Annotated in this window: 29 protein-coding genes and 1 tRNA gene; 18 read left to right on the top strand and 12 right to left on the bottom strand. The window is 65.3% G+C overall.

What is annotated here, in order from left to right; translation table 11 throughout:
- Window positions 1–6 precede the first annotated feature (6 nt).
- From JJB99_RS34900 to JJB99_RS34890, 3 genes are all read right to left on the bottom strand, one after another.
- The gene (locus JJB99_RS34900; RefSeq protein WP_200496616.1) at window positions 7–819 is read right to left on the bottom strand and encodes an enoyl-CoA hydratase/isomerase family protein; all 813 of its coding nucleotides are present in this window, start codon (window positions 817–819) and stop codon (window positions 7–9) included.
- Between the two features lie 183 nt (window positions 820–1,002).
- Window positions 1,003–2,163 (bottom strand): acyl-CoA dehydrogenase family protein, encoded by a 1,161-nt coding sequence (locus tag JJB99_RS34895; protein WP_194405659.1) that lies wholly within the window; start codon window positions 2,161–2,163, stop codon window positions 1,003–1,005.
- A 16-nt stretch (window positions 2,164–2,179) separates the two neighbouring features.
- Entirely contained in the window at window positions 2,180–3,244 is a 1,065-nt protein-coding gene (locus JJB99_RS34890; protein ID WP_200496615.1) for an acyl-CoA dehydrogenase family protein, read from the bottom strand.
- A 248-nt stretch (window positions 3,245–3,492) separates the two neighbouring features.
- Here JJB99_RS34890 and JJB99_RS34885 point away from each other — a divergent pair, with 248 nt between their 5' ends.
- Window positions 3,493–4,278, top strand: a complete 786-nt coding sequence (locus JJB99_RS34885; RefSeq protein ID WP_200496614.1) for an SDR family NAD(P)-dependent oxidoreductase — start codon at window positions 3,493–3,495, stop codon at window positions 4,276–4,278.
- 213 nt (window positions 4,279–4,491) lie between these two features.
- On the opposite strand, the gene JJB99_RS34880 is transcribed toward JJB99_RS34885, so the two are convergent.
- Together JJB99_RS34880 and JJB99_RS34875 are read right to left on the bottom strand one after the other, a co-directional pair.
- Window positions 4,492–4,764: a GlsB/YeaQ/YmgE family stress response membrane protein gene (locus JJB99_RS34880; RefSeq protein ID WP_200496613.1), complete on the bottom strand. Its 273-nt coding sequence runs from the start codon at window positions 4,762–4,764 to the stop codon at window positions 4,492–4,494.
- Window positions 4,765–4,804: 40 nt separating this feature from the next.
- A complete protein-coding gene (locus JJB99_RS34875) occupies window positions 4,805–5,377 on the bottom strand; it encodes a YidB family protein (RefSeq protein ID WP_200496612.1) in 573 nt (190 codons plus the stop codon).
- Window positions 5,378–5,546: 169 nt separating this feature from the next.
- Here JJB99_RS34875 and JJB99_RS34870 point away from each other — a divergent pair, with 169 nt between their 5' ends.
- Entirely contained in the window at window positions 5,547–6,548 is a 1,002-nt protein-coding gene (locus JJB99_RS34870; RefSeq protein WP_200496611.1) for a 2-dehydropantoate 2-reductase, read from the top strand.
- A gap of 25 nt (window positions 6,549–6,573) precedes the next feature.
- A complete protein-coding gene (locus JJB99_RS37085; RefSeq protein ID WP_433995744.1) occupies window positions 6,574–6,783 on the top strand; it encodes a hypothetical protein in 210 nt (69 codons plus the stop codon).
- Window positions 6,784–6,894: 111 nt separating this feature from the next.
- On the opposite strand, the gene JJB99_RS34865 is transcribed toward JJB99_RS37085, so the two are convergent.
- Window positions 6,895–7,512, bottom strand: a complete 618-nt coding sequence (locus JJB99_RS34865) for a hypothetical protein (protein WP_200496610.1) — start codon at window positions 7,510–7,512, stop codon at window positions 6,895–6,897.
- Window positions 7,513–7,744: 232 nt separating this feature from the next.
- On the opposite strand from JJB99_RS34865, the gene JJB99_RS34860 reads away from it, so the two are divergent.
- The 4 genes from JJB99_RS34860 to JJB99_RS34845 are packed head-to-tail and all read left to right on the top strand — an operon-like array spanning window position 7,745 to window position 11,321.
- Complete coding sequence (locus JJB99_RS34860) at window positions 7,745–9,256, top strand: AMP-binding protein (protein WP_200496609.1); 1,512 nt, start codon at window positions 7,745–7,747, stop codon at window positions 9,254–9,256.
- Between the two features lie 22 nt (window positions 9,257–9,278).
- Entirely contained in the window at window positions 9,279–9,917 is a 639-nt protein-coding gene (locus JJB99_RS34855) for an RraA family protein (RefSeq protein ID WP_200496608.1), read from the top strand.
- A gap of 28 nt (window positions 9,918–9,945) precedes the next feature.
- The gene (locus tag JJB99_RS34850; protein ID WP_200496607.1) at window positions 9,946–10,317 is read left to right on the top strand and encodes a dimethylsulfonioproprionate lyase family protein; all 372 of its coding nucleotides are present in this window, start codon (window positions 9,946–9,948) and stop codon (window positions 10,315–10,317) included.
- Window positions 10,318–10,364: 47 nt separating this feature from the next.
- Complete coding sequence (locus JJB99_RS34845; RefSeq protein ID WP_200496606.1) at window positions 10,365–11,321, top strand: tripartite tricarboxylate transporter substrate-binding protein; 957 nt, start codon at window positions 10,365–10,367, stop codon at window positions 11,319–11,321.
- A gap of 12 nt (window positions 11,322–11,333) precedes the next feature.
- On the opposite strand, the gene JJB99_RS34840 is transcribed toward JJB99_RS34845, so the two are convergent.
- Window positions 11,334–11,693, bottom strand: coding sequence for a VOC family protein (locus JJB99_RS34840; RefSeq protein ID WP_200496605.1), 360 nt, complete (start codon window positions 11,691–11,693; stop codon window positions 11,334–11,336).
- 143 nt (window positions 11,694–11,836) lie between these two features.
- Here JJB99_RS34840 and JJB99_RS34835 point away from each other — a divergent pair.
- The 3 genes from JJB99_RS34835 (at window position 11,837) to JJB99_RS34825 (ending at window position 13,809) form a co-directional block, all read left to right on the top strand.
- Window positions 11,837–11,913 (top strand) — tRNA-Arg (locus JJB99_RS34835).
- Between the two features lie 138 nt (window positions 11,914–12,051).
- Complete coding sequence (locus tag JJB99_RS34830; RefSeq protein WP_200496604.1) at window positions 12,052–13,191, top strand: amidohydrolase/deacetylase family metallohydrolase; 1,140 nt, start codon at window positions 12,052–12,054, stop codon at window positions 13,189–13,191.
- Between the two features lie 30 nt (window positions 13,192–13,221).
- The gene (locus JJB99_RS34825) at window positions 13,222–13,809 is read left to right on the top strand and encodes a DUF2252 family protein (protein WP_200496603.1); all 588 of its coding nucleotides are present in this window, start codon (window positions 13,222–13,224) and stop codon (window positions 13,807–13,809) included.
- A 34-nt stretch (window positions 13,810–13,843) separates the two neighbouring features.
- On the opposite strand, the gene JJB99_RS34820 is transcribed toward JJB99_RS34825, so the two are convergent.
- Window positions 13,844–14,989, bottom strand: coding sequence for an acyl-CoA dehydrogenase family protein (locus tag JJB99_RS34820; protein WP_200496602.1), 1,146 nt, complete (start codon window positions 14,987–14,989; stop codon window positions 13,844–13,846).
- Window positions 14,990–15,115: 126 nt separating this feature from the next.
- Between JJB99_RS34820 and JJB99_RS34815 the strand changes: the two genes are divergently transcribed.
- Window positions 15,116–15,793 carry an alpha/beta hydrolase family protein gene (locus JJB99_RS34815; protein ID WP_200496601.1) on the top strand — a complete coding sequence of 226 codons (678 nt, stop codon included), beginning with the start codon at window positions 15,116–15,118 and terminating at the stop codon, window positions 15,791–15,793.
- 80 nt (window positions 15,794–15,873) lie between these two features.
- Here JJB99_RS34815 and JJB99_RS34810 read toward each other — a convergent pair whose 3' ends face one another.
- A complete protein-coding gene (locus JJB99_RS34810) occupies window positions 15,874–16,848 on the bottom strand; it encodes a ketopantoate reductase family protein (protein ID WP_200500437.1) in 975 nt (324 codons plus the stop codon).
- Window positions 16,849–17,014: 166 nt separating this feature from the next.
- Between JJB99_RS34810 and JJB99_RS34805 the strand changes: the two genes are divergently transcribed.
- The 5 genes from JJB99_RS34805 (at window position 17,015) to JJB99_RS34785 (ending at window position 21,975) form a co-directional block, all read left to right on the top strand.
- Window positions 17,015–17,818, top strand: a complete 804-nt coding sequence (locus JJB99_RS34805) for an enoyl-CoA hydratase-related protein (protein ID WP_200496600.1) — start codon at window positions 17,015–17,017, stop codon at window positions 17,816–17,818.
- Between the two features lie 109 nt (window positions 17,819–17,927).
- Window positions 17,928–19,292, top strand: a complete 1,365-nt coding sequence (locus JJB99_RS34800) for an FAD-dependent oxidoreductase (RefSeq protein WP_200496599.1) — start codon at window positions 17,928–17,930, stop codon at window positions 19,290–19,292.
- A 32-nt stretch (window positions 19,293–19,324) separates the two neighbouring features.
- A complete protein-coding gene (locus tag JJB99_RS34795; RefSeq protein ID WP_200496598.1) occupies window positions 19,325–20,329 on the top strand; it encodes an ABC transporter substrate-binding protein in 1,005 nt (334 codons plus the stop codon).
- Between the two features lie 61 nt (window positions 20,330–20,390).
- On the top strand, window positions 20,391–21,164 hold the full coding sequence (locus JJB99_RS34790) for an ABC transporter ATP-binding protein (RefSeq protein WP_200496597.1): 774 nt from the start codon (window positions 20,391–20,393) through the stop codon (window positions 21,162–21,164).
- Window positions 21,157–21,975: an ABC transporter permease gene (locus JJB99_RS34785; RefSeq protein ID WP_200496596.1), complete on the top strand. Its 819-nt coding sequence runs from the start codon at window positions 21,157–21,159 to the stop codon at window positions 21,973–21,975. The genes JJB99_RS34790 and JJB99_RS34785 overlap by 8 nt, the downstream gene beginning before the upstream one ends.
- A gap of 167 nt (window positions 21,976–22,142) precedes the next feature.
- Here the strand turns inward: JJB99_RS34785 and gtdA are convergent, their stop codons facing one another.
- On the bottom strand, window positions 22,143–23,183 hold the full coding sequence (gene gtdA, locus JJB99_RS34780) for a gentisate 1,2-dioxygenase (protein ID WP_200496595.1): 1,041 nt from the start codon (window positions 23,181–23,183) through the stop codon (window positions 22,143–22,145).
- A gap of 87 nt (window positions 23,184–23,270) precedes the next feature.
- Between gtdA and maiA the strand changes: the two genes are divergently transcribed.
- Both maiA and JJB99_RS34770 read left to right on the top strand, forming a co-directional pair.
- Window positions 23,271–23,903 carry a maleylacetoacetate isomerase gene (maiA, locus tag JJB99_RS34775; protein WP_200500436.1) on the top strand — a complete coding sequence of 211 codons (633 nt, stop codon included), beginning with the start codon at window positions 23,271–23,273 and terminating at the stop codon, window positions 23,901–23,903.
- The gene (locus JJB99_RS34770) at window positions 23,893–24,405 is read left to right on the top strand and encodes a MarR family winged helix-turn-helix transcriptional regulator (protein WP_200496594.1); all 513 of its coding nucleotides are present in this window, start codon (window positions 23,893–23,895) and stop codon (window positions 24,403–24,405) included. Before maiA ends, JJB99_RS34770 begins: the two co-directional genes overlap by 11 nt.
- Before the next feature lie 152 nt (window positions 24,406–24,557).
- Here JJB99_RS34770 and JJB99_RS34765 read toward each other — a convergent pair whose 3' ends face one another.
- Together JJB99_RS34765 and JJB99_RS34760 are read right to left on the bottom strand one after the other, a co-directional pair.
- Window positions 24,558–25,697 carry an FAD-dependent monooxygenase gene (locus JJB99_RS34765; RefSeq protein ID WP_200496593.1) on the bottom strand — a complete coding sequence of 380 codons (1,140 nt, stop codon included), beginning with the start codon at window positions 25,695–25,697 and terminating at the stop codon, window positions 24,558–24,560.
- Window positions 25,698–25,968: 271 nt separating this feature from the next.
- Entirely contained in the window at window positions 25,969–26,970 is a 1,002-nt protein-coding gene (locus tag JJB99_RS34760; protein WP_200496592.1) for an NADP-dependent oxidoreductase, read from the bottom strand.
- Window positions 26,971–26,982: the final 12 nt, after the last annotated feature.

The raw sequence follows: 26,982 nt of genomic DNA, 5'->3' as shown, positions 1-26,982 counted from the left end.
CGACCGTTATCTTCCCCTAAAGTTCGCCACGCGCCGCTCTTCCGTAGCCTTGACGCCTTCCTTGAAATCTTCCGTCGCGCGCAGGCGGGTCTGCTCGGCGAGTTCGTGATTGGTCGCGGCCATGACGCGATCGGCGAGGCCGGCGCGCATCGTCGCGCGGGTGGAGAGCAGGCCGAGCGGGGAGCATTCGGCAATTTCGGCGGCGAGCTTCATCGCGCCCGCCTTCACCTGGTCCTGCGGCACCAATACGTTGGCGAGGCCCCATTTCACGGCCTCTTCGCCGGTGACGCGGCGGCTGGTGTAAAACATCAGCTCGGCGTTGTTCTTGCCGATCAGCTCCGGCAGCGTCACGGTCAGGCCGAAGCCGGGATGAAAGCCGAGTTTTGTGAAGTTCGCCGAAAAGCGCGCTTCGGGGCAGGTGACGCGAAAATCCGCCGACACCGCGAGACCCAGGCCGCCGCCGATGGCCGCGCCCTGCACGGCGGCGACGATCGGCTTTTTGGCGCGGAAGATGCGCACGGCCTGGATATAGAGATGGTTGATCGGGCCGAGATTGTCGGCGGGATCGCCCTTCTTCTCGGCCTCGCGCGCCTCCTGCGCCTGCCGGGCCGGATCGCCGAAATTGGCGCCGGCGCAGAACGCCTTGCCCTGCGCCGAGAGCACCGAGGCGCGGATCTCGATGTCGCGGTCGAACTCGTCGAGCGCGTCCGCGATCTGGTTGATCAGCGAAATGTCGAAGAAGTTGAGCGGCGGGCGGCGGATCTCGATGGTGCCGACGTGCCCGACCTTCTCGACGCCGATATCTGTGTAGGTGTTCATCTTAGCCTCCAGTATCTCAGTAGCGAAAAACCACCTCTCCCATAGGGAGAGGTCGATTGCGCCAGCAAATCGGGTGAGGGGATCGGCTCTATCGTGGGACCCTAACTCCTCACCCGGCGCTACGCGCCGATCTCTCCCGATGGGAGAGGTGAACGGAGCGTGCGGCCAGGGTCTCGATCCCATCTAGCGCAGGCCCAAGCCGCGGGCGATGATGCCACGCAGCACCTCGGTGGTGCCGCCCTGGATGGTGAGCTTTGGCGCAGTCTTGATGGCGAAGTCGAGCTGCCGCTCCAGGGTCTCGCGGTTGGTCGCGGTCTCCTCGACGAAAGCGGCGAGATCGCGCACGCGATGCGGCAGTTGCTGCTCCCACACCGTGCCGATGTCCTTGACGATGGAAGCCTCGACCACCGGCTCCTTGCCGGCTTCCAGCATGCCGGCCACCGACACCGACATGCGGCGCATGGTGTGGAGCTGTGCGACGAGACGGCCGATACCTTCGGCGCTGCGCGTATCCGGATTGGGGCCGACGGCGCGGACCAGCTCGGTCAAGACGTAATAGGTCTCGAGGAAACGCTCGGGGCCGGAGCGCTCATAGGCGAGCTCGGATGTGGCCTGCTTCCAGGCGCCGTCGACCTCGCCGAGCACGTGGTCGTCGGGTACGAAGAAGTCGGTGAAGACGACCTCGTTGAACTCGTACTGACCGGTGATCTGGCCGATCGGGTTCACCTTGATGCCGGGCTGTTTCATCTTGACCAGGAACTGGGTCAGGCCGTGACGGCGGTTCTCCTTGGTCGGCGGCGAGGTCCGGAAGATCGCGATCATGTAATCGGCGATATGCGCCGACGAGGTCCAGATCTTGGTGCCGTTGATGAGATAGCCGCCGTCGGTCTTGGTCGCGCGCGTCTTCGCCGCGAAAAGGTCTGAGCCGGAGTTCGGCTCACTCATGCCGATCGCAAAGCAGATCTCGCCGCGGCAGATCCGCGGCAGGATCTCCATCTTGATGTGCTCGGGCGCGTATTTCAGCAGCACCGGGCCGCTCTGACGGTCGGCGACGAAGAAGCGCCGCGTCGGCGCGTTGGCGACGCGCATCTCCTCGGTCACGACGTAGCGCTCGAGGAAAGAGCGCTCCTGGCCGCCATATTTCTTCGGCCAGGTCATTCCCAGCCAGCCCTTGGCGCCGACCCGGCGGGAGAATTCCGGCGCGTCGGTGTCCTCGCGATTGGGCTTGTGCGGATCGAAGGTGCCGGCGGCGATTTCCTCGGCAAGGAAGGCGCGCACTTCCTTGCGCAATTGCTCGCACTTTTCGGGCAGGCGGATCGGATCGAAACGGAGGGCAGCAGTCATGTGTTTCGTCTCCCGATTAGCGCGACGCCACGAGCGGCCACAGCTCATCGGCGCCGCGATTTGCAACCAGCTTGCCGAGCTCGACGGCCCAGTGGCTTTCCGAGCCGAAATCATCGCGCCAGGCCAGTGCGCGCAGCGAATAGCGATGCAGGATGTGCTCCAGGGTGAAGCCGATCGCGCCGTGGACCTGATGCGCGATGCCGCCACCCTTCTCGGCGGCCTCCGCGCAGCGGATCTTTGCCGAGGCCGCTTCGAGATAGACCTCGTCGTTGAAGCTTTTTGCGCTGGCGATGGCATCGGCCGCCGAAGTCGCAGCCGCAAGCGCCGCGGCGGATTCGCCGGCAAGGCGCGCGAGATTGTGCTGCACCGCCTGGAATTTCGAGATCTTCTTTTCGAAGGCGACGCGCTCGTTGGAATAGCGCACGGAGATGTCGAGCATCGATTCCAGCGCGCCCGCGATCTGAAGGCTGCGCGCAACGCCACCCATCAGCATCAGATGGCTCTGGTCAAATCCCGTCGGCGCGGCCTTGATGGAGACCGGCTGGGCCTTGTCGAGCGTCACGATATCGCTCTGGTCGTAGCCGACATTGAGTCCGGATTCGATCCGTCCCCTGCTTGCATCGACCAGCGCGATGGAAACGCCGTCTTTGCCATGCGCCAGCACCGCAAAATGCTTCGCCGCTTTGGCAAAGGGTATGCCCCGGCAGCGGCCGGAGAGCGCGCCGTCCGCATCAAGCGTGATGCGATCCTTCGGCGATGCCGGCAGTACCGTCATCTCGCCTTCGGGCGAGGCGATCTTGGCCTGCGCCAGCAGCCAACCGGCAAGCATCGTCTCGGCCAGGGGAACCGCGACCGCGAAGCGGCCAGCCGCGTTGAGCAGTGCAAAGCCGTCGGCCAGGCTGGCGCCGGAGCCGCCGTGATCGTCCGGCACCCAGGACAGCGGCAGGCCGGCTTCGCTCAGCGCCTGCCACAGCGGCGCCTGCCAGGAATTCGTCTTGTCGTTGTTGATGGTTTGCGGATCGGCGAGATCGGCGAAGATTTTCTCCGCGGTCTCGACGACGATATTGTCACTCTCCGCCACAGCGTTCCCCGTGTTTTGCCCTTGGCGCGTCCGGCCCGATGGCGCGGCGCGCAGTGCCTTCTTGCGCCCGATGATCCGAAAAAGCCATGGCTCTGACAAGCGTTGATCGCAGGTCAACCTGCGGCGTGGGCATGGGCGCAAGGGGCAGCAGGAGGCTAATTCCGCTTAGCGGAGTTTGCTCGATTTGCAGGGCGCGGCAAACTCGCTAAACAGGGTGCCAGCAACTGACAGAGGGAAGGAAACACCAGATGGCAAAGGATGGCGTGTGCGCAATCGTGACGGGGTCGGCCTCCGGCCTTGGCGCGGCGACCGCGGAAATTCTCGCGCGCAGCGGGGCGCGGCTTGTCATCAACTATTCCTCGAGCCAGAAGGAGGCCGAGGCGACCGCCGAACTCTGTCGCAAGGCGGGCGCAGCGGACGTGCTGGTCGCGCAGGGTGACGTTTCGAAGGATGAGGATTGCCGCAAGATCGTCGCGGCGGCGAGCGGCTGGGGCCGGCTCGACATCCTCGTCAACAACGCCGGCACCACCAAGCATGTCGCCCATGCCGATCTCGACGGATTGTCGGCGGAGGATTTCCACCGCCTCTACGGCGTCAACACCATCGGTCCTTTCCAGATGGTGCGCGCCGCGCGCAGCCTGCTCGAAGCCGGCGCGAAGGCTTCAGGCCGGCCGTCGGCGGTGGTGAACGTGTCCTCGGTCGCCGGCATCAGCGGCGTCGGCTCGTCGATCGCCTATGCCGCGAGCAAGGGCGCGCTCAACACCATGACACTGTCGCTGTCGCGCGCGCTGGCGCCGTTGATCCGCGTCAACACGGTCTGCCCGGGCTATATCGACACGCCCTGGTTCACCAAGGGCCGCGGCGAAGCCGGCGCCAAGCAGGTGCGCGACAGTGTGGTGGCAAAGGTGCCGCTCAAGGTCGCATCGAGCGCGGAAGACATCGCGCAGCTGGTCTGCTTCCTGGCGATGCCGGCCTCCAGCAACATGACCGGCGAGGTCGTGCGCATGGATGCGGGGATGCATTTGATCGCGTGAGACGCTCCGCTCGTGCGTCAAATCCGGTGTCGTCCCCGCGAAGGCGGGGACCCATAACCACAGGGAAGAATTGCTGCGCGAAGCTGATCACTCCGAGTCTTCGCCAAACTCCTCCCTGTGGATATGGGTCCTGGATCGGCGCGCGCTTAAGGCGCGCTTGTCCGGGACGACAACGGAGTTTGTCGCGCAAGATTCGCTCTTCGCGATGGCAGGCTACCCCTTTATCACGCCGCTCGCCACCAGCCGGTGCCAGATGAACAGCACCACCACCGCGCCGATCGTGGCCATGATGAAGCCGGCGCCCTGGTCGGGGCTGTAGTGGCCGACGGCCTGGCCGACGAAGGTGGCGAGAAACGCACCGGCGATGCCGAGGATGGTGGTGAGGACGAAGCCGCTCGGGTTGTTCGGTCCCGGCGCCAGCCAGCGCGCGATGAGGCCGGCGACGAAGCCGACGACGATGATCCACAACAGGCCGCCGAAACTCATGACAATGCTCCCCTTCGTGAACGTCTAGATCAGAGTTCGATTAAATTCTGGCTGACAGTTCGTTCTCGGTCGGCAGCCGGCCATCGGGCGTCAGATGGTCGACCACCTGCGGCAGATATTGGCTGAGGCCGGAGAGCAGCTCCTCGCCTGACAGGCCGCTCTGGGCGGACAGGCTTTCGATCTGGTCTGCACCGAGCGCATTGGCGAGATCGCCGGGTGCGATCGGCTTGTTCTCGCCCTTGCCGACCCAGGAGTTGGCGGCGTCGCCGTGACCGCTCTGCTGGAGCTGGTTGAGGAGATCGCCGAGCCCGCCGCTGAGCACGGTGCCGGCTGCGCCGCCCGCAAGCAAGCCGCCGAGGCCGCCCTTGAGCAGGCCTCCGAGACCGCCAAGGCCGCCGCTGTCCACGGTGTTCACTGGCGGAGGCGCCGGCGCTGGCGAGGGTTGCGGTGCCGTGCCGGACTGCGTTGCGGTCATGTGCTTGTAAGCCTTCCAGGCGAGCAGCCCGAGCAGCGCCATGGTCATCGGCGACATGCCGCCGGAGGATGGTTGTTCGCCCGTGCGCGATCCATGCGGGCCGTTCTGCATGCCGTTGAGGACGTCGAGTAGACCCATGGTGCTCTCCTTTGGCGTCTCGTTCCGGCGAGCGCTCGCCGCTGACAGCCCCCCGGGGCGAAAACATATGGGGCTCTCATGACGGTTACAAGGCGCATGCGTCGCAACCAATGGGCAGGGGGCGCTACCTCTGCTATCGAAGGCGGGCCGTTAAGGGGAGCAAGCTCTGGTGGTTACGGATCGACCGATCGTGGTGGCCGGCGCGGGCGCCATCGGCTGTTTCGTCGGCGGCATGCTGGCGGCCGCCGATCGCCGGGTCGCGCTGCTGGTGCGGGCACGGGTGAAGACCGAGATCGAGCGGTTCGGCCTGTGGCTGACCGATTTCGACGGCTCCGAGAAAAGACTCGGGGCAGGCCAGCTCGCGCTGTCGGAAGACCCGGCCATCTTCCACAGCGCCGGCATCGTGCTGGTCACGGTGAAGAGCGCCGACACCGCCGATGTCGCGGGCCAGATCGCGCAGCATGCGCCGCAGGACGCCGTCATCGTCTCGCTTCAGAACGGCATCGGCAATGTCGCGGTGCTGCGCGAGCGCCTTGGCGGCCGGCATGTGCTCGCCGGCATGGTGCCGTTCAACGTGATCGCAATGGGCGAGGGGCGCTTCCATCGCTCGACTTCCGGCGACATTCATATCGGAGAGGATGAAGCGAACACCGCCGCAGCGCTCTCGGTGCCCGGTCTCGCGATGCGCGCCAGCCGCGACATCACCGGCGTGCAATGGGGCAAGCTGATCATCAATCTAAACAATGCACTCAGCGCGCTGTCCGACATGCCGCTCGCCGCGCAATTGGCGAACCGCGACTGGCGGAGGCTGTTTGCCGACCAGATGGCGGAAGGTCTGGCCGCGCTGAAGGCCGCCGGCATCACGCCGGTATCGGCAACGCCGATCCCGATGAGCTGGACGCCGACCCTGCTGAGATTGCCAGACCTGATCTTCAACGCGATCCTGGGGCGCACGATGAAGATCGATCCCGAGGCGCGCTCCTCGATGTGGCAGGATCTGAAGCACGGCCGCAAGACCGAGATCGACTACCTTCAGGGCGCGGTCATCGCGCTCGCCGAGCAAAACAACATCGATGTGCCGCTGATGCGCCGCATTGTTGCGCTGATCAAGGAGGCGGAAGCCGCAGGCAACGGCCCGCCCGGGCTGACGCCTCAGCAGATTCGCGGGTAGAGGCTGAGTGCGATGGAGGAAGGCGATGAAGCATTGTCTGATGATCGGAATCACGTTGACCGCGCTCTGCGGCGCTTCCACACTCGCGTATGCGAGGCCGCCGACGGTGATGAACTCGCCCGGCTATGATCGGCGATTGCAGGAGAGCCGGTCGCAGCTGGGTTCACCGACAGTAACGGCGCCGGTGAATCCGCCAGTGGTCAAACCGAAACACAAGAAGAAGCACACGAACTGACGCCGTACTCTCCGCCGTCGTCCCGGATCGGCGCTCCGCTCCAGCAACGCTACGCGTTGTCAGGAGCTGCGCTTGTCCCGGACGACGGCGGAATTTGCGGCGACCACCAGCTCACCCCTTCCTCGCCGGCTTGCTCGGCGTCGGGTTGAACAGCTTCTTCAAGTCGTTGAGGCTTTCCGACAATCGCGGCCATTCGCAGGAGAACGAGCCTTTGGTGCAGGGGGCGCCCTTTCGCTGGCCGACGGTCTGCTGCACCTTCGGCCGCTCCACCGGAATGGGCACGCGCTCGACCTCCGTGCGCATCGCGACGTGTTGGAGCTGCTGCGCCTGCCGCTCCATCTGTTCGCGCTGCTGCCGCGCGGTGGCTTCCGCCGCCTCATTGCTGCGGCGCTGGTTGGCGAGATAGGCGGTGTAGGATTCGTCGATCTTCTTCTGCTCTTCCGGCGTCGGATTGGGGCCGGCGATGTCGAAGGTGCGGTCCTGGAGGAAGTCGTAATAGGAATAGCCGCCGCCCGGCTTGCGGCGGCCGGCGAACTTGGCGTTGCAGTCGGCGAGTGCGGATGTCTTCTCGGCCTTGGTGGCGGCCTTCTCGGCGGCATCGGCGCATTCCTCGAAATCGACCGGCGCGCGCTTCCACCATTGCGCCTGGACATGCGACGGCGTCAGCAGAAGAAATCCTGCTGCGGCAACGAGAAGCGCCGCACGACGCGATGCAACTGCGGACGACATTCTACGAGAGCATTCCCTGCAAAATTCAACCCGAACTGAGTCGGGCCAATTTTTGCCCCTTTATCGCCGGCTTGTCACCCATGGAACCCGGGAATTTCGTGGCTGAAATGCTGACATTTTTTGCTTGACGTGGCCTTGAAGTTACAGCGCCGTAACGGCGCGCTGTTACACTTCGCCGCGCGAGGCGCCTCGTCATGAGGCGACGCCAAGAAGACAAAGTGGGAAACGCCTGATGCTGCTGCCGCTGTCCGATGTGCCGCGCTGGTACGCCGAGCGCAAGCCGAGTGGTACGATTGCAGTCCGTCACGGTGAGGACACGCTGACTTGGGACGAGCTCGAGCGCGGCGCCAACCGGCGCGCGCGGGCGTTCGCCGCGAAGGGCGTCAAGCCCGGCGACTTCGTCGCCATCGGATTGCCCAACAGCAACGCATTCTTCGAGACCTCCTTCGCGGTATGGAAGTGCGGGGCGACGCCGACCTCGCTGTCATGGCGGCTGCCGCGTGGCGAGGCCGCCGCGGTGCTTGAGATCCTCAAGCCCGCACTGGTGGTCGGCGGCGAGGCCGACTGGAATGCGCAGAACCGTTTGCCTGCGGATTTCGCGCCGGAAGGTTTTTCGGACGAGCCGCTCACCCCGCCGGTGGCGCGCTACTGGAAGGCCATGACCTCAGGCGGCTCAACCGGCCGGCCGAAGGTGATCCTCGACCACCATCCGGCCGTGATCGACACCGCTTTTCCGCTGCCGCTCAACATGCCCTTCGGAGTCTCGCTGCTCAATCCCGGTCCGCTCTATCACAATGCGCCGTTCATTGTGTCGCACTACGCGCTGTTCGCCGGCGGCCAGCTCACCGGCCTCGTCAAGTTCGACGCCGAGGAGACGCTGCGCCAGATCGAGCGCGAGCGCGTGCAATGGGTCAACTTCGTGCCGACCATGATGCACCGGATCTGGGCGTTGCCGGAGCACGTGCGCAATGCCTACGATCTGTCGAGCCTTCAGACCGTGTTTCACATGGCCGCTCCGATGCCGCCCTGGCTGAAGGAAAACTGGATCGCCTGGCTCGGGCCCGAGCGGATCTGGGAGCTCTATGGCGGCACCGAGCGTCAAGGCTCCTGCATCATATCAGGCACGGAGTGGCTGACGCACAAGGGCTCGGTCGGCAAGATTGGCGACATGGCGAAGCTTCGCATCATCGGCGAGGACGGCAACGATGTCGCGCCAGGCGAGACCGGCGAGATCTATTTCCTCAACAATGACGGCAAGGACGCCACCTATCACTATCTCGGCGCCGAGCCGAAGCGCCGCTCGGATGGCTGGGAATCGCTCGGCGACATTGGCCGGCTGGATGCGGAAGGCTATCTCTATCTCGGCGATCGTCTTGCCGACATGGTGCTGCGTGGCGGTGCCAATATCTATCCGGCCGAGATCGAGGCGGCGGTCTCCGAGTGCCCCGGCGTACGCTCCTGCGTCGTGGTCGGCTTGCCCGATCCGGAATTGGGCCAGCGCGTGCACGCCATCATCGAGCCGGAGCCCGATGCGGACGGACAGGCGATCGCCGACGGCATGGCGGAGTTCTTGAAGGACAGGCTCAGCCGCTACAAGCACCCCGAAAGCTTCGAGATCGTCAACGTCCCGCCGCGCGATGATTCCGGAAAAGTCCGCCGCACGCTGTTGCGTGACGAGCGCGCGGCGTGGATGAAGGAAGGGCGCGCCTTCCGGATCATGCCGGCGAAGACGCACGCTGAGTAAAGAATTACGGAGGACCTGGGACATGACCATCACCATCGCAGCGAACAGCGTGCCGAAGCCGCCGGCCGGGATCATCGCGGGCTTTCGCGGCGCGCCGACCTCGGTCATCTCGGACAATCTCGCCCGGCTGCCGGGCGCGGTGGGGCTGAAGCCCTATCATCGCGGCGGCAAGCTGGTTGGGACCGCGTTCACCGTGCGCACCCGTCCCGGCGACAATCTCGCCATCCACCGCGCGCTGGAGCTGGTCGGTCCGGGCGACGTCATCGTGGTCGATGGCGGCGGCGACGAGACGCGCGCGCTGGTCGGCGAGATCATGAAGACCATCGCGCAGTGGCGCAAAGCGGAAGGCTATGTCATCGACGGCGCGATCCGCGATGTCGCGGCCTTCGCAGCCGACGACTTCCCTTGTTACGCCCGCGCTGTGATCCACCGCGGCCCCTACAAGAACGGCCCCGGCGAGATCAACGTGCCTGTTACGATCGGCGGCAGCGTGATCTCGCCCGGCGACATCGTGGTCGGCGACGAGGACGGCGTCGTGTCGTTCCCCGCCACTGGTGCAGCCACGCTGCTGGAAGCCGTGCGCGCCCAGATCGCGCGCGAGGAGGAGACCATGAAGGCGATCCGCGAGGGCCGCTACCAGGGGTCTTATGGCAAATCCTGATTGAACAAAAACAAACGGGGAGGGTGGCGTGAGCCAAAAGGACGAATTCCACAATATCGATAATCCCGACGATGGTCTCTTCCGCGAGCTCGCGGCGGGTGTGACCACGCGCATCTTCTCCGGCGCGCAAGCGATGCTGTCGGTGGTGACGCTGGCGCCGCATGCGCAGGGTACGCTGCATCATCATCCCGAGGAGCAATGGGGCGTGCTGCTCGACGGCTCCGCGATCCGCGTCCAGGGCGGCGAGGAAATTCCGGTGACGAAGGGCGATTTCTGGCGCACCCCCGGCAACGTGCCGCACACCATGCGCGCCGGCCCGGACGGCGCCCGCGTGCTGGACATCTTCAGTCCGCCGCGGCCAGAATATAAGAAAGCGGGGTCGGGTTTCGGAACGAGCTAAGCGCCAAAGAGCAAAAGCCGGGCGTAAAAAACAAAGGGAGGATGACCATGACGATCACGCGACGCGCGCTGCTCGCGGCGCCGGCCGTTCTTGCGATGACGCCGGTGAAGGCGCAGGCCTCGAAGATCACGCTGGTGGTGCCGTTTCCGCCGGGCGGCTCGACCGACGCGATGGCGCGGCTGCTCCAGAGCAATCTGCAGACAAAGCTGGGCCGCATCGTCGTGGTCGAGAACAAGTCCGGCGCCGCCGGCGCGCTCGGCGCCGCGCAGGTTGCCAAGGCCCCGGCGGACGGCTCGACCTTCCTGGTCACCTTCGATTCCCATGCGGTGATCCCGTCCATCCTCGACAAGCCGCCGGTCGACGTCGAGCGCGAGCTGATGCCGGTGTTTCTGGTCGGCACCGCGCCTTACGTGATCGCGGCCGGCGCCGGCCGTCCCTACAAGAGCTTTGCCGACGTGGTCGCCGCCTGCAAGGCGACGCCCGGCGCGGTGAAATACGCCTCCGTCGGCATCGGCACGCTCGGCCATCTCGCGATGACCGTGCTCGGCAGCAAGGCCGGCGTCGAGATCATGCACGTGCCCTATCGTGGCGGCGGGCCGGCCATGAACGACGTGCTCGGCGGCCATGTCGATCTCATCGCCGGATCGGCGGCGCTGGTCGCCGCCCAGCTCGGCACCAACATGCTGTGCCCGATCCTGCAGCTCGGTCGCGAGCGCCTGCCGGCGCTGCCGGATACGCCGACCGCGATCGAGGCGGGCTTTCCGGATTTCGAGACGCTGGCCTGGTGGGGCATCTTCGCGCCCACGGGCACGCCGCCGGACGTTGTCTCGGCCATGGCGACCGCGTCCAGGGAAATCCTCAGCGAGCCCGCGACTGCGGCCCAGCTCAAGGAGACCCAGCAGATGACCCTGCTGCTCCAGGACGGCCCCGCCTTCAAAACCTTCTTCGACAAGCAGGTCGCCACTTGGGGCAAGGTGGTGAAGGACAACAATATCAGGGCGTGACCGACCGCCGATTCATGGTCCGCGCAACGGCCGTGCGAAACTGAGCTCATGGCCGTCGGGATCGGTGAGATGGAAATAGCGTTCGCCCCATTCCGCATCACGCGGCGCGGTCGACGGTTGCCACCCGGCAGCGCGGGCCTGCGCGTAAGTCCCGTCGACATCGGCCACGTAAAAGATGACGCGGCCCCACCAGGACCAGCGCTTGTCTTCCGCCTGCGCAGTCAGGTTGAGATAGCCGGTGCCGGCGCGAAAGCTCGTGAAGGCGGCGGCTTCGCCGCCATACAGGAGCTCGAATCCCACCGACCGGTAGAAGTGCACGGCGCGCCCCATGTCATGCGTGCCGAGCGTGATGGCGCTGATGCTTTCGATCATGTGGGCTGCTCCGCAGAGAGGGATCTGGGAAGAGATTGTACAGCCGCTTCGTTCCGCTTGACGACGACTTCGCTCGCGATGCGGCTGGCGAATGGCATCCTGCTCTGCTATGAGGGAGCCGAACCCGCAGCTCCGGGTTCCGCGGTCCCGTAGCTCAGCCGGATAGAGCGGCGGTTTCCTAAACCGTAGGTCGGAAGTTCGAGTCTTCCCGGGATCGCCATTTTTCAGGACCGCGGTTACGGTTTGCCACGCCGGGCGGCGCAAGAATTGCTAGAAGCGAACGACTTCCTTCCTTCCTTCCTTCCTTGCTGGCCGGCTGGCGTGCCCGCTACGCCTGATACCCGATCCGGAGACCATGATGCCTTTCGATTTGATCCTGCGCGGCGGGCGGGTGGTTGACCCCTCCCAGAAGCTCGATGCCGTGACCGACGTCGCTTTCTCCGGCGGCAAGGTCGCCGCGGTGGGCAGCGGGCTCAAGGCCGATCCGGGTACAGCAGTGCGCGACGTCTCGCAGTTCATCGTGACGCCGGGGCTGATCGATCTGCACACCCATGTCTATTGGGGCGGCACCTCGCTCGGCATCGACGCCGAGGAGTTCTGCCGCCTCTCCGGCGTCACCACCGCGGTCGACACCGGCAGCGCCGGACCCGGCAATTTCGCCGGATTCCGCAAGCATGTGATCGAGCCGAGCCAGGTCCGCATTCTCGCCTATCTGCATGTCTCGCATGCCGGCATCTTCGGCTTCTCGCACCGGATCATGGTCGGCGAGAGCGAGGAGCTGCGGCTGATGAACCCGATCGAAGCGGCCAAGGTGGCCGATGCCAATCGCGACCTCATCGTCGGCATCAAGGTGCGGGTGGGCTTGCACTCCTCGGGCACGTCGGGGGCAGTGCCGCTCGATATCGCGCTCGAAGTCGCGAGCGAGGTCGGCATGCCCCTGATGGCGCATATCGACCATCCGCCGCCGAGCTATGAAGACGTACTGGCACGTCTGCGCCCGGGCGACGTGCTCACCCATGCATTCCGTCCCTTCCCCAACACGCCCGCGACCGCGCAGGGCACGGTGAAGAAGGCAGTGCTGGACGCGCGCGAGCGCGGCGTGCTGTTCGACATCGGCCATGGCAAGGGCTCGTTCGCGTTCAAGACCGCGCGCGCCATGCTCGCCAACGGCTTCTATCCGGACACGATCTCCTCCGACATTCACCAGCTCTGCATCGACGGTCCGGCTTTCGACCAGGTCACGACCCTGTCAAAATTCCTGTGCATGGGCATGGAGCTGTCGGACGTGATCGCAGCCTCGACGGTGAACGCGGCGATGGCGCTGCGGCGCCCCGAGCTCGGCAGCCTCAAGCCCGGCAGCGTCGGCGACGCCACGCTGATCTCGATCAGGCAAGGCCAGTTCGACTATGAGGACGTCGTCGGCGAGCACCTGATCGGCGACCGCAAGATCGTGTCCGAAGGCGTCGTCATCGGCGGCCGCTGGTGGCATCCGAATTGAAGCGGCGCTAGCTCTGTTCGGTGCCTCGACATGGGCTTCCTCGACGACAACGCCGAATTCGAAGCGTGGCTGCGCATGCAATGCCGCGTCGTCGAGAGTGATCTCGCCCACAAGCACAAGCGCATGAGGAAGAACGCGTTCATCTTCCTGCGCGCAACCTATTTTCGCTGGGCGCGGCGCATCGAGACAATCTGCCCCGCGTTGAGGTCCGCGCCGCGCGTTCTCTCCGTCGGCGACACCCACACTGAAAATTACGGGACCTGGCGCGATCTCGAAGGGCGCCTCGTCTGGGGCATCAACGATTTCGACGAAGCCGCCGTGATGCCCTATCCGTTCGATCTGGTGCGCCTCGCAACGAGCGGCCGGCTTGCGCAGGACATGGCGATCGACAGCCGTGAGGCTGCGGCCGTCATTCTCGAGGGCTACAGGCTGGGCCTGAAGGAGCCGCGTCCTGCGCTCCTGGACGAGCACCAGACCTGGATGCGGAGCTGTGTCGGCTGCTCCGAAAAAATCCTTGCCGACCTCCGGCCGCGCAAGGCGGATTGGCTCCGCGGCGCGGCAAAGGCCGCGGCCGACGCGGTCGAGCAGGATTTTGCGGAGTGGCGCGCCGCGAGATGAGCGGACGAGACGTGCCGCGCGACAGCGACCTGATCTATAAGGATCTTGCGATCAGCAGCTTCATGATTTCGTTGGTGCCGCCATAGATCTTCTGGATGCGGGAATCGATGAAGATGCGCGAGATCGGGTATTCCTGCATGTAGCCGTAGCCGCCGAACAGCTGGAGGCATTCGTCGGCGGTCTGCACCTGCTTGTCCGAGCACCAGTATTTCGCCATCGACGCCGTGACGGTGTCGAGATCTTTTGCGATCAGCCGCTCGATGCACCAGTCGACGAACACGCGGGCGATCATCGCCTCGGTCTTGCGCTCGGCGAGCGTGAAGGCGGTGTTCTGAAAGTCCAGCAGCGGCTTGCCGAACGCCTTCCGCTCCTTGGTGTACTCGGTGGTGAGCTTGACGGCGCGCTCCATCGAGGCGACGGCGCCGACCGCGAGCGCGAGGCGCTCCTGCGGCAATTGCTGCATCAACTGCACGAAGCCCTGGCCCTCTTCATTACCGAGCAGATTCTCCGGCGGCACGGTGACGTTGTCGAAGAACAGCTCCGACGTGTCGGAGGCGTGCAGGCCGATCTTGTCGAGGTTGCGCCCGCGCTTGTAGCCGTCCGCGCCTGATGTCTCGACCACGATCAGCGAAATGCCCTTGGCGCCGGCCTCGCCGGTGCGCGCGACCACGATGACGAGATCGGCGGCCTGGCCGTTGGTGATGAACGTCTTCTGGCCATTGATGACGTAGGAATTGCCCTGCTTCTTCGCCGTGGTCTTCACGGCCTGCAGGTCCGAGCCGGTGCCGGGCTCGGTCATGGCAATGGCGCCGACCATCTCGCCCGAGGCCATTTTCGGCAGCCAACGCTTCTTCTGCTCCTCCGAGCCGTAATTGAGGATGTAATGGGCGACGATGGCGCTGTGCACGGAGACGCCGGTGGTCAGCTCCGGCACGGTGCTTTCGAGGTCGTCGAGCACGGCCGCTTCATAGGCGAAGGTCGCGCCCAGGCCGCCATATTCCTCCGGCACGCTGGCCAGCAGCGCGCCCATCTCCCCGAGCCCGCGCCAGGCGAAGCGGTCGACCATCTTCTGCTCGCGCCATGTCTCGGCATGCGGCGCCAGATCCTTGGCAAGATATTTGCGGAACTGGTCGCGGAAGACATCGAGCTCTTCGGTCATCCAGGAGGAGCGGTAGGACATGGGTACCTCGGTTGGTGCGGCTTGCCGGCTTGGTAGGCCAGTCGGCCGCGGCAATTATTGTGTTTTCAGGCTGCGCCGGTGACGCTACCAAGGCGGCCAGAAACGCGTCTGTCAGGGTGTCCGATTTTGGCTGTCAAAACTCAAGAGCTTAAGCTCGACATCGCGCGCATCGGTCCAGTCTCGGCAATTCTGATGCAGCCGGCCAATGCGCGCGCCTGCTACGTGCTGGCGCATGGCGCCGGCGCCGATATGCGGCATGCGTTCATGGCGAAAGTCGCGGAAGGGCTTGCGAACCGCGGCATCGCGACGCTGCGCTTCAATTTCCCCTACATGGAGAAGAAGCAGGGCCGCCCCGATCCACCGGCGGTTGCGCACGCCGCCATCCGGGCGGCGGTGGAGGAGGCGGCGCGCCTCTGCCCCGGCGCGATGCTCGTCGCCGGCGGAAAATCGTTCGGCGGGCGCATGACGTCGCAGGCGCAGTCAAAGACTCCGCTGCCAGGCGTACGGGGGCTCGCCTTTCTCGGCTTTCCCCTGCATGCTGACAAGAAGCCGTCGGTCGAACGCGCCGAGCATCTCGCCGGCATCGCAATCCCCATGCTGTTCCTGCAAGGCACGCGCGACGGGCTTGCCGATCTCGGCCATTTCAAGCCTGTCATCGCAACGCTCGGGGCCAAGGCGACGCTGCATGAGGTCGAAGGCGGCGATCACTCCTTCGCGGTGCTGAAAAAGTCCGGCCGCAGCAACGACGAGGCGCTGACGGAGGTGCTCGACGCGCTCGCGGCCTGGATCGATGCACTCGCCTGAGGCGAGCATGATCCGGAAAAGTGGGCAGCGGTTTTCCGAGAAGATCATGCTCAACGAAATAACGTGAAGCGCATCGGGCTTCACGCCGAATAAAGCCCTTTGTCGCGCGCTTTCTGGATCGCGAGCGCCGCGATCAGGTCGAGTGTCGGTGTCGACAGGCCGGCGGTGCGGGCGAAGGCGGCGGGCGCCCTCACCAGCACGTCGATCTCCATGGCGCGGCCCAGCTCGTAATCCTGCAGCAGCGACGGCTTGTGGTTGGGGGCGGGGCCGCTGCGGGTCACGCGCTTGACCTCGGGGATGTAGTGCTGCGCGATGTCGTTGGCCTCGTTCAGCATGCGCGGAATGACCTCGGCAAAAGCGGGGTCGTCGCGCACGCCGCGGGCGGTCTGGCCGGTGAGCAGGCACAGCACCGACAGCGACATGTTGGTCAGCAGCTTTGACCAGATCGCCTCGCGGATCTCGGCGACCGGCGGCGATTCCAGCCGCGCCTCGTTGAGAACACCGCGGAGCTTCGTGATGCGCTCGCAATTGCGGTCGTCGCATTCGCCGATCAGGAGGCGGTTGCGGTCCGGGGTGAGGTTGTGCACCACACCGGGCGCAGTGACCTCGTTGGAGGAGAAGACGACCCCGCCGATGATTCGCTCCTTCGGGATGCAGGCGCGCAGGCGCCCGCCCGGATCGAGGAAGGAAATGTCGGGCGGTGTCGGGTGCCGCGGCGGCAGGCCGATGCCGTACCACCAGGGAATGCCGTTCTGCGCGAACACGATGGCGGTGTCGTCTTGCAGCAGCGGCTTGAGGCTGGAAACCAGCCCGGTCAGCGCGGTCGCCTTCAGCGTCGAGATCACCACGTCCTGCGGGCCGAGCTGGGCCGGATCGCCCGACGCGTTCACCTTGGCGGAGACCTCGGAATCGCCGACGCGCAGCTTGAGGCCATTGGCACGGACCGCCTCCAGATGCGCCCCCCGCATTACGCAACTGACCTCATGACCGGCGCGGGCCAGCCGGACCGCAATGTGGCTGCCGACGGCGCCTGCGCCGAAAATGCAGATGCGCATGGATGTCCCGTCCCTGATCGCCTTGCCTGATCTCTTGGTGCCGTCAGTCGCCAGCATGACACAAGCCGCCATGCGATGGGCGCGACCGCCCTACGCGGAAAGATATGGATCAGGGCCAGCGGCTTCGGCCATAGTGCCCGGCAAACAAATGACCGGAGAATCGCCGATGACCGCCAGCCCCGTCTTGTGGACCCTCGATGAGCGCGGGGTTGCGACCGTCACGCTGAACCGGCCCGAGGTCAACAACGCCTATGACGCCGCGCTGATCGCCGGCGTGCTCGCCGCGATGGACGATCTCGGCAAGAAGCCGAATTTGCGCGTCGTCGTGCTCCGAGGCAATGGCAGGCACTTTCAGGCTGGCGCCGATCTCAAATGGATCAACGCCGTGCGGCCGCAATCGCCTGAGGCGAACCAGGCAGCGTCGCGTGCGACCTTCGAAGCCGTGCAGCGCCTCAATACCCTGCCGATTCCGACCGTTGCGCTGGTGCAGGGCGGCTGCTTCGGCGGCGGCACCGGCGTGATCGCGGCCTGCGACGTCGTGATCGCCGCCGATAATGCCCTGTTCTCGATCACGGAGGTGCGCTGGGGCCTGACCGCCGCCATCATCATCCCGCAGCTCTGCGATGCCATCGGCGTGCGCCAGGTCCGCCGCTACGCGCTGACCGGCGAGCGCTTCGGCGCCGAGGACGCCCGCCGCATCGGCCTCGTGCATGAGGTGGTGCCGCTCGCCGATCTCGACGCTGCCGGGGCCAAGGTCGTCGAGCAGCTGCTCGCCAATGGACCGGAGGCGATGGCCGAGACCAAGAAGCTCGCGCTGGAGAGCTCGTTCGGCGGCATGGCGGCCGACGATGCCGCTTATAGGCGCCTCGTGCAGCTGCATTCTGTCAAGCGCCAGAGCGCAGAAGCGGCGGAGGGGCTGGCCTCGTTCACGGAGAAGCGGGCGGCGAACTGGGGTGGCGCGAAAGGCTAGCGTTGGACTCACAGCGACGTCTTGGGCGGGGTGAGCAGCGCCTGCATGGTGGCCCGGCACGTGCTAGTTCAATCGGGCCCAGCGAGGATTTTCAGGGATAGGACGCGCCATGCGGGCCAATACGATCGAAGAACCAGCGCGCCGCGTGCCGCTCTACGGCGAATATGAAGTCGTCGTCCTCGGCGGCGGTCCGGCCGGCATTGTCGCGGCGGCGTCCGCGGCGCGCGCGGACCGCAGGACGCTGCTGATCGAGCGCTACGGTTTTCTCGGCGGCATGGGCACGGCCGCCGGCGTCACCAATTTCTGCGGCCTGCACGGCAACGTCTATGGCGAGGCCCACCGGCTGGTGCAGGGCATGGCGTCCGATTTGCTGGCGCGGATCGACCGCCTGAACGGGCTCAACACGCCGCATCTGATCCTTGGCAAAGTTTTTGCGCAGGCCTATGACACCGCCGCCTACAAGATCGCAGCTGATCAATTGCTCGCCAGTCACAAGGTGCACATCCTCTTCCATGCGCTTGGCGCCGGCGTGGTGATGGGCGACGACCGCCGTATCGACGCGCTGATGGTCGAGACCAAGGCGGGCCGGCAAGCGGTGCGATCCGAGATCTTCATCGACTGCTCTGGCGACGGCGATCTCGCGGTGTGGGCCGGCGCGCCCTATGAGATTGGCGACGCGGATGGCCATCCGCTTTATCCGTCGATGATGCTGCGTCTGAACGGCATCGACCCTGTCAAGGCGGGCGATGCGTGGCGCACCATCCCGCAATTGATGGAAAAGGCCACCGCCGCCGGCACGCACACATTTCCGCGCAAGAGCGCGATCGTGCGCCCACAGAAATCCGGCATCGAATGGCGGGTGAATTTCACGCAAGTGGCGCGCGAGGATGGCCACGCCATCAACGGCGTCGAGCCCGACGACCTCACCCGCGGCGAGATCGAGGGCCGCAAGCAGGCGCTCGCCGCGTTCGAATTCCTGCGCACCGTGCCGGGCTTTGAAAAGTCCTACATCGTCGATTTGCCGCCGCAGCTCGGGATTCGCGAGACCCGCCGCATCAAGGGCGGCTACCAGCTCAGCGGCGAGGACGTGCTGACTTGCGCCTCGTTCGAGGACTCCATCGGCGTCAATGGCTGGCCGATCGAGGCCCATGTTCCCGGCGATGTCGTCTTCACCTTTCCGCCGATCCCGCAATCGCGCGGCTATAACGAGCTGCCCTACCGGATGCTGGTGCCCGAGGGCGTCGACAATCTCCTGGTCGCCGGCCGCTGCGCCTCGATGACCCATGAGGGCCAGTCGGCGGCGCGGGTCTCCGGTGCCTGTTTCGTGATGGGCGAGGCGGCGGGTTCCGCCGCTGCGCTGGCGCTGTCCGGAAACCGGATTCCACGCGAAATCCCCATTGAAAAATTGCAGGAAACATTGAAACAACAGGGCGCCTTCATCGGGCGGGACCAGCCCGTCCCACAGGGCCTGTAGCGCGCTGCAAGAGAACCACGAGAGGACACGGGATGATCGGAATTGCGCGGCTCGCGATAGCTGGCCTTTTGGCGATCATGACGATGGGCACGGCGCGGGCCGAGGATGCGCTCAAAGCCAGGATCGGCGTGCTCCGCCTGTCGTCGTCCGCGCCGGTCTTCATCGCGCAGGACAAGGGCTATTTTCGCGAGGCCGGCCTGGAGGTCGAGCTGAAATTCTTCGATGCGGCGCAGCCGATCGCGGTCGCGACCACCTCGGGCGACGTCGATTTCGGCGTCACCGCCTTCACCGCCGGCCTCTACAATCTCGCCGGCAAAGGCGTGCTCAAGGTGATCGGCGGCATGAGCCGCGAGAAGCCCGGCTATCCCCTGATCGGCTATTTCGCCAGCAACAATGCCTATGCGGCCGGGCTGAAGACGCCGAAGGATCTCGCCGGCAAGCGCGTGGCGGTGACGCAAGTCGGCTCCAGCTTTCACTATTCACTCGGCCTGCTCGCCGACAAATATGGCTTCAAGCTCGCGGACGTGAAGATCGTGCCGCTGCAATCGTTGTCGAACGCGGCCGCCGCGCTCAAGGGCGAGACCGTCGATGCGGCACTGCTCCCCATATCCACCGCGCGAAAACTGATGGACGAGGGCGGCGCGAAGTTTCTGGGCTGGGTCGGCGACGAGACGCCATGGCAGCTCGGCGCCGTGTTCGCTGCGCCCAAGACGCTGACCAACAAGGCGCTGGTGACAAAATTTCTCGGCGTACTCGCCAAAGCCGATCGCGAATATCACGACGTCATCCTCGCCGCGATGAAGGACGGCGTCGCCCCGATCAACGACAAGACCAAGCCGCTGCTGGACATCATCGCGAAATACACCAATTTGCCGGTCGAGCAGGTGGTCGGTAACTGCGCCTATATCGATCCCGACGGCAAGCTCGACGTCAAGAACGTCGACAACCAGATCAAATGGCTCCAGGAGCAGGGTTTTGCCGACAAGGGCTTCGATGCGGACGCGATCATAGCCAAGGATTATGTGAAGGCGGATTGATGCTGACTCTCGCAGCGAGCTATCCGCCCCCTCCAGGGGAAGGTGAACGCAAGATCGTCTCATGGACCTGATCGCCAACCACATCATCCACCGCTTCGGCGATCTCGCCGTGCTCGACGACGTCTCCTTCACCGTCGGCGCCGGCGAGGTGGTGGCGATCGTCGGGCCCTCCGGTTGCGGCAAGAGCACGCTGCTGTCGATCCTCGGCGGCTTGTTGCAGCCCACCTCCGGCGCACCCGAGCTGCGCGGCGTGGCGCCGGCGGACAGTCTCAATCCGCTCACTTTTGTGTTCCAGGACTTTGCGCTGCTGCCGTGGGCGACAGTTGAGGAGAATGTCGAATTCCCGCTATTGCACACCGAGCTCTCGGCGACGCAGCGCCGCGCGCTGGTCGAGGACGCCCTACGCCGCACCGGCCTCACCGATTTTCGCAAGACGTATCCAAAGCAGCTTTCCGGCGGCATGCGCCAGCGCGTCGGCATTTCGCGCGCGCTTGCGGTCAGGCCTGCGATCCTGCTGATGGACGAGCCGCTCTCGGCGCTGGATTCGCAGACGCGCGAGCTCTTGATGGAAGACTTCGTTCGCCTGCTCGCAGATGGCGGCATGGGCGCGGTCTATGTCACGCATAACCTCGAAGAGGCGGCGCGGCTCGCCGACCGAATCGTGGTGCTGTCGCGCCGGCCGTGCCGCATCCGTGAGGTCGTGACGGTGCCGATGACCCGCGCTGCGCGCGGCGAAACCGCTGAGCGCGAAAAGCTGCTGGCGCTTCAGAACCAGATCTGGTCGCTGATCCGCAACGAGGCGATCGATGCCGAGCGCGAGGTGCAGCATGCTTGATCGCGCGGGTAAGCCCGTGGAGGACCAAGCAACGCGACCCGTTGGCTTCCGCGGCGCCGGCTTCGTGCCGGCCTCGAGCCGCTTCGGCGGCTGGATCGCGCTCGGGCTCGTCATCGCGATCTGGCAGGCGGCCGGCAGCGCTGGCCTGGTCAATCCGCTGTTCCTGCCGGCGCCGTCCGCCATCGTGCGCGCGATCTATCAGCTCGCGATCTCGGGCGCGCTCTGGCAGCATCTTTCGGCCTCGCTCTTGCGCATCGGCGTCGGCTGGCTGCTCGGGACAGCGGCCGGCGTCGCCGTCGGCTTTGCCATCGGCCTATCCAGGCTTGCGCGCAGCGTCGGCATCACCTTCATCTCCGCGTTGTTCCCGATCCCGAAGATCGCGCTGCTGCCGCTGTTGATCCTCTGGCTCGGCATCGGCGAAGAGCCGAAGATCGCCACCATTGCGCTCGGCGTCTTCTTCTCGACCGCGATCTCGGTCTATAGCGGCGTCGATGCGGTGCCGCGCAACCTCATCCGCATGGCGCAGAGTTTCAACGTTCCCTTCGCCACCATCGTGCGCAAGGTGATCTGGCCCGGCGCGCTGCCCGCGATCCTCGCCGGCTTCCGCATCACGGCCTCGGTCGCGCTGCTCCTCGTCGTCAGCGCTGAGATGATCGGCGCCCAATACGGCATCGGCGCGTTCGTGCTCCAGGCCGGCAATCTGATGCAGACCGACCAGCTGCTCGCCGGCGTGGTGATCCTGTCGGTGTTCGGGCTTGCGGTGGGGAAGGTGATCGGCTGGCTGGAGGTCAAATTATTGCACTGGCGGTAAACTCCGCTGTCGTCCCTGCGAAAGCAGGGACCCATACCGCGTGATCTATCGAGGATGGACGGCCGTCGTACCGGCTAAATAGCAAAGGGTCTTCGCCAAACGTCTCCCTGGGGTTATGGGTCCCTGCTTTCGCAGGGACGATACCGATGTGAGGCGCGAACTCCAGATCACGCGTTGCCGCGATCTTCCCTGAACAAATCCAGCTTCTGCTGCACCGGGCGGTCCGAGAAGCTGAACAGCACGGCGTCGTCATCGGCCTCGTGCGTCACCCATTGCCAGCTCGGCACCACGAACAGGTCGCGCGGGCCCCATTCGAAAACGGCATCGCCGATCCGGCTGCGGCCGCGGCCCTCGATGGGACAGAACACGGTGGCGTCGGTCGCACGATAGCGCGCCGTCGTGAATCCCTTGGGCAGAAGCTGGATGAAGGTGCCGATGGTCGGCATCGCGAAATCGCCGGTCTCGGGGTTGCTGAACTTCAGCTTCAGCCCGTGACAGGCATCCCACTCCTGGCTCGCGCGAGCTTTCTCCAGCGCCTCGCGGGTGTAGGCATAGGGATAGCTGAAGATCGGCGAGGTCTTCGAGCTCCGCTTGACGTCGACCGGCAGCAGATTGTGGCCGTAGCGGGCAAAGCTGTCGCCGGCGGGTTTTGTGATCTTCTGCTGGTCGTTCTTGGAGCCTTCCGCGAAGGAGCAGTCGAAGAACTGCACCAGGGGAATGTCGAGCCCGTCGAGCCAGAACATCGGCTCATCCGTCTCGTTGGAATGATCGTGCCAGGTCATCGACGGCGTGATGATGAAGTCGCCAGGCGCCATCGCGGTGCGCTCGCCGTCGACCGCGGTATGGGCGCCCTTGCCCTCAAGCACGAAGCGCAGCGCCGACTGGCTGTGCCGGTGCGCGGGCGCGACGTCGCCGGGCACCACCATCTGCACGCCGGCATAGAGCGAGGTCGTGATCTTCGATTGGCCGCGCAGACCCGGGTTCTCCAGCACCAGCACGCGCCGCTCGGCTTCCTTGGCGGTAATCAATCGGCCGGCTTCCGTCATGTAGTCGCGAATGACATCGAACTTCCACAGGTGCGGCCGGCAGGCGCTCTTCGGCTCCGGCGTGATCAAATCGCCCATCACCGTCCACAGCGCGGTGAGGTTCTCGCCGTCGATCTTCCTGTAGAACGCCTCGCGTTCCGGCGTCTTGGTCACGGCTTCCATGGCGCAGCTCCCGTTCGTTTTGTAGATTGACAGTATACTGACAATCTAGGTAGCGTCAACGTCGCGAACAAGATGAGGGAGGCTATGATGAAGCTGCACGGCTATTTCCGCTCCAGTGCGGCCTATCGCGTGCGGATCGCGCTGAATCTGAAGGGCCTCGGCGCCGAGCACCTGCCGCATCATCTGCGCAAGGGCGAGCAATGCGCGCCCACCTATCTCGCCATCAACCCGCAAGGCCTGGTGCCGGCGCTGGAGGATGATGCGGGTGCAGTGCTGACCCAATCGGTTGCGATCATCGAATGGCTCGACGAAACGCAACCAAATCCGCCGCTGCTGCCGAACGATCCGCTGCGCCGTGCCAAGGTGCGGGCGTTCGCGCTGGCGATCGCCTGCGACACCCATCCGGTGCAGAATTTGAAGGTGCTGGCACGGCTGCGCGAGCTTGGTCTTGCCGAGGAGAAAGTCCAGGACTGGGCCGCGTGGGTCAATCGCGAAGGGCTGTCGGCCTGCGAGACGCTGATCCGGGACGAGCGCGGCCCATTCTGCTTCGGCGATGCGCCGACGCTCGCCGATCTCTGCCTCGTGCCGCAGCTCGCCAACGCGCGCCGCTTCAAGGTCGACGTCTCAGCCTATCCGCGTCTGCTCAAGGCGGAAGCCGCCGCCAAGGCGCTGCCGGCCTTCGCCGATGCTGCACCGGAGAAGCAGCCCGATGCCGAGTAAGCCTCTTCCTCCGATCACGATCGATGCGGTCTATGCCGCGCCGGGCTATCTGTTCCGGCGCATGCAGCAGATCGCGGTCTCGATCTTCATGGAAGAGTGCAAGGCGTTCGATCTCACGCCGGTGCAATACGCGGCACTGATCGCGATCCACACCCATCCCGGCATCGACGCGACGCGGCTGTCGGCGGTGATCGCGTTCGACCGCTCCACGCTCGGCAGCGTCATCGAGCGGCTGCAGGCCAAGGATTTCGTCGAGCGCAAGCCCGCGCCGGAGGACAAGCGGATCAAGCTGCTCTATCTGACGAGGTCAGGCGCTGCGATCCTGCGCGAGATCATCCCTGCCGTTGAGCGCGCCCAAGCGCGCATGCTGGAGCCGCTGAAGCCCGCGGACCGCAAGACGCTGATGGACCTGCTGGCGCAGCTCGTCGATCTCAACAACGAGGCCTCACGGGTGCCGCTGCGTGCCGAGGATGCGCTGGAGCATCTGGGGAAGGCGGGATGAGGGGGGTGCCACATCAGCGCGAGCTTGTCGCCGCGGCCTTTGCCTGGATTGTCGAACAGCACGCGGCTGGCGTTGTAGACTTCCGGAACGGCAAAGCCCTATTTCGCGCGCGCCCATGATGTCGGCGGGCACCTGATCCCGAATCTCGTTGCTCATGCCGGGGTTCCGCCGTTCTTGGCGGACTCGTAGCGCGCCATGAAGGCCGGCGACATCGCACGAAGCCGGGAATCGTCGATGCGGCCGGAGCGGGTGATGTAGCTGTAGGCAAAATCCATCAGGTCGAGCTGCATGTGCTGGGCGAAATGCTCGTACCAGAAGGCGCTGGTGCGCGCGGCGTCGACGAGCTTCTGCACCACCGGCTTGCGCGCGGCCTGGTAGCGGTGCAGCGCCGTCGAGAGGTGCGCATCGGATTCCAGCGCCTTGACCAGCGCGATGGCGTCCTCGATCGCGAGCCGCGTGCCAGAGCCGATCGAGAAGTGCGCCGAATGCAGTGCATCGCCGAGCAGCACCATGTTCTTGAACGACCAGTGCTCGTTCCAGACCCAGGGGAAATTGCGCCAGACCGACTTGTTGGAGACGAGGCAGTGTCCGCCGAGCGTGTCGGCAAACACCTCTTCGCAGACGCCCTTGGATTGTTCGACGTCCTTGTAGGCGAAGCCGTAGGCCTGCCAGGTGGCGTGGTCGCATTCGACCAGGAAGGTGCTCATGTTCGGCGAGTAGCGGTAATGGTGCGCATTGAAAGCGCCGCGGTCGGTCTTCACGAAGGTCTGCGACAGCGTATCGAAGCGCTTCGAGGTGCCGTACCAGACGAATTTGTTGGAGGAGTAGGACAGCGAGGTGCCGAAATCGCCCTCATAGGCGCGGCGCACCAGCGAGTTCAGCCCGTCGGCCGCGACGATCAGGTCGTGGCCGTTGAGCTGGTCGACCGCATGGATCTGCGTGTCGAAGCGCGGCGTGACGCCAACCTCCAGCGCGCGCTGCTGCAGGAACCGCAGCAGCTCGAGCCGGCCGATCGAGGAGAAGCCGACCCCGTCGATGGCGACGTGATCGCCGCGCAGGTTCAGCGTGATGTTCTCCCAGCTCTCCATATGCGGCGCGATCGCGTCGACCGTTTCGGGGTCGTCGGCGCGTAGGAATTCCAGGGCCTGGTCGGAGAACACGACGCCGAAGCCCCAGGTCGCGTCGGCCGGGTTCTGTTCGAACAGGTCGACTTGATCCTCGGGGTGACGCTTCTTCCAGAGATAGGCGAAGTAAAGCCCACCGGGCCCCCCGCCGATCACCGCGATCCGCAACGTCTTCCTCCCTGATTGATAGTATACCTACTATCTAGGGGTGGACTAATGTGCTCCGGCCTCCCCGCCAGCAGAATTATCGGTGCGGCGCGGCATCCCGAAGCCGGCTTCCGGACGCACGTCTTGCGCGTGTCCGAAACGGCCAGCTGCGAATCATAGCCAAACCGCGCCGGCTTGGCTATTCGGGCATCAGACGCAGCGCTTCACGCAGCCCCGTTCCTCGCCCTCTATCGCAAGGAGATTATGCTCGGCTGGTTGCGACGCAACCACGTCAGAGCCTGACCATCCGCTTGCCGCGGTTCTCGCCCGCAAGCAATCCGATCAGCGCCTTCGGCGTGTTCTCCAAACCGTCGATGATGTCCTCCTGCACCTTCAGTCTGCCGGATTTCACCCAGTCCTGGAGGTCGGTGAGCGCGCGGTGGCTGTCCTTCATGTAGTCCATCACGATGAAGCCCTGCATGACGAGCCGCTTCACCACGATCAGGCCGGGCACGCCACGCGGCCCGTGGGCGGAAGGCGCGCCGTCATATTGCGAGATCGCGCCGCAGCAGGCGATGCGGCCGTAATTGTTCATCTGCGGCAGGCACGCCTCCAGAATGTCCCCGCCGACATTGTCGAAATAGACGTCGATGCCATTGGGCGCTGCGGCGCGCAGGGCCTTGAACACCGCGCCGTTCTTGTAGTCGACCGCGGCATCGAAGCCGAGCTCGGAGGTCAGCCAGTTGCACTTGTCGGCGCCGCCGGCGATACCGATCACGCGGCACCCCTTGATCTTGGCGATCTGCCCGACGATCGAGCCGACCGAGCCTGCGGCTGCCGAGACCACGACCGTCTCGCCCTCCTTGGGCCTGCCGATCTCCAGCAGGCCGAAATACGCGGTGAGGCCGGCGATGCCGAATACGCTGAGCAGATGCGTCATCGGTTCCAGCTTCGGCATCTTGGTCAGATGCTTCGCCGGCACTGCGGCAAACTCCTGCCAGCCGGTGTCGCCGAACACGATGTCGCCGGGCGCGAGCTCCGCCGCCTTCGAGCTGACCACCTCGGCGATGCCGCCGCCGGCCATCACGCTGTTGGCCTCGACCGCGGAACGATAGGTCGCGCCGTGCATCCAGGCCCGGTTGGCCGCGTCGAGCGAGATGTAACGCACGCGCAGCAAGGCTTCGCCGTCCTTCGGCTCCGGTATCGCAGCCTCAACCATCCCGAAATGCTCGGGGCCGAGCTTGCCGCTGGGCTTTTCCACCAGAAGAACCTGGCGATTGACGCTGCCGCTCATGACGTTGTCCTC

The sequence above is a fragment of the Bradyrhizobium diazoefficiens genome, from assembly GCF_016616235.1.
Taxonomy (GTDB): Bacteria; Pseudomonadota; Alphaproteobacteria; order Rhizobiales; family Xanthobacteraceae; genus Bradyrhizobium; species Bradyrhizobium diazoefficiens_H.
This window is presented reverse-complemented; position numbering and strand designations above follow the sequence as displayed.

Coding starts and splice junctions, on each gene's coding strand:
- JJB99_RS34900 (WP_200496616.1), bottom strand. CDS start 819: ATGAACACCTACACAGATATCGGCGTCGAGAAGGTCGGGCACGTCGGC.
- JJB99_RS34895 (WP_194405659.1), bottom strand. CDS start 2,163: ATGACTGCTGCCCTCCGTTTCGATCCGATCCGCCTGCCCGAAAAGTGC.
- JJB99_RS34885 (WP_200496614.1), top strand. CDS start 3,493: ATGGCAAAGGATGGCGTGTGCGCAATCGTGACGGGGTCGGCCTCCGGC.
- JJB99_RS34880 (WP_200496613.1), bottom strand. CDS start 4,764: ATGAGTTTCGGCGGCCTGTTGTGGATCATCGTCGTCGGCTTCGTCGCC.
- JJB99_RS34875 (WP_200496612.1), bottom strand. CDS start 5,377: ATGGGTCTACTCGACGTCCTCAACGGCATGCAGAACGGCCCGCATGGA.
- JJB99_RS37085 (WP_433995744.1), top strand. CDS start 6,574: ATGAAGCATTGTCTGATGATCGGAATCACGTTGACCGCGCTCTGCGGC.
- JJB99_RS34865 (WP_200496610.1), bottom strand. CDS start 7,512: ATGTCGTCCGCAGTTGCATCGCGTCGTGCGGCGCTTCTCGTTGCCGCA.
- JJB99_RS34860 (WP_200496609.1), top strand. CDS start 7,745: ATGCTGCTGCCGCTGTCCGATGTGCCGCGCTGGTACGCCGAGCGCAAG.
- JJB99_RS34855 (WP_200496608.1), top strand. CDS start 9,279: ATGACCATCACCATCGCAGCGAACAGCGTGCCGAAGCCGCCGGCCGGG.
- JJB99_RS34845 (WP_200496606.1), top strand. CDS start 10,365: ATGACGATCACGCGACGCGCGCTGCTCGCGGCGCCGGCCGTTCTTGCG.
- JJB99_RS34840 (WP_200496605.1), bottom strand. CDS start 11,693: ATGATCGAAAGCATCAGCGCCATCACGCTCGGCACGCATGACATGGGG.
- JJB99_RS34830 (WP_200496604.1), top strand. CDS start 12,052: ATGCCTTTCGATTTGATCCTGCGCGGCGGGCGGGTGGTTGACCCCTCC.
- JJB99_RS34825 (WP_200496603.1), top strand. CDS start 13,222: ATGGGCTTCCTCGACGACAACGCCGAATTCGAAGCGTGGCTGCGCATG.
- JJB99_RS34820 (WP_200496602.1), bottom strand. CDS start 14,989: ATGTCCTACCGCTCCTCCTGGATGACCGAAGAGCTCGATGTCTTCCGC.
- JJB99_RS34810 (WP_200500437.1), bottom strand. CDS start 16,848: ATGCGCATCTGCATTTTCGGCGCAGGCGCCGTCGGCAGCCACATTGCG.
- JJB99_RS34805 (WP_200496600.1), top strand. CDS start 17,015: ATGACCGCCAGCCCCGTCTTGTGGACCCTCGATGAGCGCGGGGTTGCG.
- JJB99_RS34800 (WP_200496599.1), top strand. CDS start 17,928: ATGCGGGCCAATACGATCGAAGAACCAGCGCGCCGCGTGCCGCTCTAC.
- JJB99_RS34795 (WP_200496598.1), top strand. CDS start 19,325: ATGATCGGAATTGCGCGGCTCGCGATAGCTGGCCTTTTGGCGATCATG.
- JJB99_RS34790 (WP_200496597.1), top strand. CDS start 20,391: ATGGACCTGATCGCCAACCACATCATCCACCGCTTCGGCGATCTCGCC.
- JJB99_RS34785 (WP_200496596.1), top strand. CDS start 21,157: ATGCTTGATCGCGCGGGTAAGCCCGTGGAGGACCAAGCAACGCGACCC.
- gtdA (WP_200496595.1), bottom strand. CDS start 23,183: ATGGAAGCCGTGACCAAGACGCCGGAACGCGAGGCGTTCTACAGGAAG.
- maiA (WP_200500436.1), top strand. CDS start 23,271: ATGAAGCTGCACGGCTATTTCCGCTCCAGTGCGGCCTATCGCGTGCGG.
- JJB99_RS34770 (WP_200496594.1), top strand. CDS start 23,893: ATGCCGAGTAAGCCTCTTCCTCCGATCACGATCGATGCGGTCTATGCC.
- JJB99_RS34760 (WP_200496592.1), bottom strand. CDS start 26,970: ATGAGCGGCAGCGTCAATCGCCAGGTTCTTCTGGTGGAAAAGCCCAGC.